Annotated in this window: 4 protein-coding genes; 1 reads left to right on the forward strand and 3 read right to left on the reverse strand. The window is 62.4% G+C overall.

Translation table 11 applies throughout. From position 1 onward, the window contains the following. On the forward strand, positions 1–636 hold a 636-nt coding region (locus P9M14_03145; protein MDP8254721.1), incomplete at its 5' end, for a hypothetical protein. Positions 637–752: 116 nt separating this feature from the next. On the opposite strand, the gene P9M14_03150 is transcribed toward P9M14_03145, so the two are convergent. The 3 genes from P9M14_03150 to P9M14_03160 all read right to left on the reverse strand — a co-directional run. Beyond that, the gene (locus P9M14_03150) at positions 753–1,415 is read right to left on the reverse strand and encodes a TetR/AcrR family transcriptional regulator (GenBank protein ID MDP8254722.1); all 663 of its coding nucleotides are present in this window, start codon (positions 1,413–1,415) and stop codon (positions 753–755) included. A 73-nt stretch (positions 1,416–1,488) separates the two neighbouring features. Next, positions 1,489–2,076, reverse strand: a complete 588-nt coding sequence (locus P9M14_03155; protein MDP8254723.1) for a hypothetical protein — start codon at positions 2,074–2,076, stop codon at positions 1,489–1,491. Positions 2,077–2,133: 57 nt separating this feature from the next. Next, positions 2,134–2,765: methyltransferase domain-containing protein (locus P9M14_03160; GenBank protein ID MDP8254724.1), on the reverse strand; the 632-nt coding region annotated here is incomplete at its 5' end.

Consider the following 2,765-nt stretch of genomic DNA (forward strand, 5'->3'; position numbering starts at 1 on the left):
GTCATCCAGTACAACGGCGTGGACCGCTATCACTGGGGACAGCGCCACACCGGCGCCGCGGTGGCGCTGATCAAGCAGCTGTTCCCCAACCCGGAGAAGGTGCTGGTGGCCGGCTCGAGCGCCGGGGGCTACGGCACGTTCCTGGGCTGGGCGCAGCTCAAGTCGCAGTTCCTCGACACCCCGACCTACGTGCTCAACGACTCGGGAACCGGCTTCTGGGATCCGGAAAAGCCCGAGGAGTGGTCGTACATCAAGGAGTGCTGGGGAATCGAGCTGCCCGAGCAGTGCGTGCTGTGCGACGGCACGGCCGTGACCTACCTTTACGATCTGTACCTCGACCTCGACCCGCAGTTGCGCGTGGGTATGATCTCGTCCTACCGTGACCAGATTATCTCGGAAATGTTCCTGGGCATGGACCCCCTGGACTTCAAGGGCGAGCTGCTGGGCGTGACCAACCTGATCCGCAGGGCCCAGCCCGAGCGCTTCAAGCGTTTCCTGATCGATGGCAATAGCCACACCACCTACGATTTCCTGCTGCCCGGCGGCGCGGGCTACCAGATCGAAGGCATTTCGATTTTCCAATGGATCGGCATGCTGGTCAACGACGACCCGTCCTGGCCCGATCTGCTGGAATAACAGAGTCCTGTTTACAAGCTGAAAAAATTTGCGCGGTGCGAGCAGACCACGTACATGCTGTATTCGTTCGCTACCCGCTGCCAACCGGATTTGACTCGGGCGATTGTCGGATTACGTCAGTAGAGCAGCTCGCGGCCCACGGGCTCGATCGATCCGGCGGGCGCGGCGAGCATACGCTCCATCATTTGCAGGCCCAGCGCCACCCGTTGTTCGACCTGCTCGATCAGCTCGGGCTGCTGGTCGATTCGCGCCAGGTCGCGGGACTGCAACGCGCGCAGCGAGTTGGCGAGCAGCAGAATAATCCGCGCGGTCTCGTCGGGCTGCGGGGCATCGAACACGCCTTGAGCATTCCCTTGCTTGATGATCTGCGTCAGCATCGGCAGGCTCGCTTCGACACCGAGCTGTTCGAGCTTGTGGCGAATCAGCAGGTTCTCATCGCGATAGAGCACCAACAGCTTATCAATAATCCAGATGCGCTCGCGGCTCCACTGGGCCGATGTTTTGAAAAACAGGTTGAGCCGCTCGACGGCCCCCAATCCGGGGGCGGCCAGGCGTTGTTCGAGGTATGCGGTCCACTGGTGCGTCATTTTCTCGACCACCGCGTCGAGCACGTCGGACTTGGATTGAAAGTGGTGGTAGAACCCGCCTTTGGAAGCGCCCACGCGCTCGATGATCGCCTCGATCGTGGTTTGGTCGTAGCCGCGCTCCACGAACAGCTCGGCCGCGGCCATGATCAAGGCCTCCTTGCGGTCGGAATGACTCGGATGTTTCTGCTGCATGGCAATGCTCCAAAGTTCTCAGACCGACGGTCGGTCTGCGGGGGAGTCATCATCCATCAGCTTAAATTGTGCGTCAAGCGTCTTCTCGGATCTGGGTGGCGGGGATTCGTCGCAGGAAGCAAAGCAGCAACGCGCCGCCGCACAGCAGCGCGATCAGCGCCGTGAGCAGGAACGCGATGTACAGCGGCAGGCCCAGCAGCTGGCAGCCGATGGCCAGCAGTCCCAGGGCCGCAGCGTAGAGCGAGACCCGCATCAGGTGCACGGCCAGGCCCAGGGCGGCGAGCAGCGCGGCGATGATCAGGCCGAAGCTGACCACGAAGCGCTGGCGCAGCAGCGAGATCAGGCCGGTCGTGACGCCGGGATTCACGGCCAGTAGCCCGGCGAGCAGTACCAGCAGCAGACCGACCAGTGCCAACAGCAGCAGGCCTCGCGTGTGGTGCGGCAGGTCACGCAGCTCCGCGCGGCTGATGCGCGGGTAGCTTAGGTACGACTTGGACGCGGGGAACAGCAGCCAGGGCCCCCAGGTCAGCACCACCAGCGCTGCATTGTCCAAGAGCATGGTCAAGCCAAATCCCAGCAGGCCCAGGCCGAGAAACACGTCGAACAGGCCGTCGCGATGATAGGACCAGTACAATCGGTTTCGCAGCTCGCGCTGTTCCATCGGCCGCTCCCGTCTACCACGCCCTTGGCCGGACCCGGAGCGCGGCGGCGATATTGATCAGAACTGTTTGGTGTACTTGGTCTTCTCGCCGTCAGTCTCGGCGTACGTATCGGCTTGGTAGCCGAACTGCTCGGATGTGATCGTGTCGTGGATCGGGTTGGGTTCGCCGGCGTTGTAACCGCAAAGGTGTACCGCGACGCCGCCGGGCTTGACCACGCGCTCGATCTCGTGCAGCTCGGCCTCCAGGTTCCAGCCGATGGCGTCGCAGGTCAGCAGCACATCGACGTTGTGCGTGGGGATCTGCAGCGCGTCCAGCTGGCCGTCCATGGCGTAGAGATTGTAGATCCGATTGCGTTTGGCCTTGTTGCGGATGAAGTGGCGCATACTCGAGCACGGTTCCACGGCAAACACGGTCAGCGCCTTATTGCATGCCCAGAAGCTCAGCCTGCCGGTTCCCGCTCCGGCGTCGACCACGATCTTGTTGCACAGGTCGATCCCCTCCAGCGCCGAGCTGAAGTCGGTTCCGAGGTTCGAGCGGCGGTCGTAGATCTCGGGGTGATTGCAGTAGATCAGCAGATCGGCCAGTTCCCAGACGCACTCGTCCGCGAGTTTCTCGAACTCGCGGAGGTCGTCAACCGGGTCGTAACGCTTGAGAATTTCGGTGATGTAGTCGCTGATTTGGGGCTGCA

This window comes from Candidatus Alcyoniella australis (assembly GCA_030765605.1).
Classification (GTDB): Bacteria; Lernaellota; Lernaellaia; order JAVCCG01; family Alcyoniellaceae; genus Alcyoniella; species Alcyoniella australis.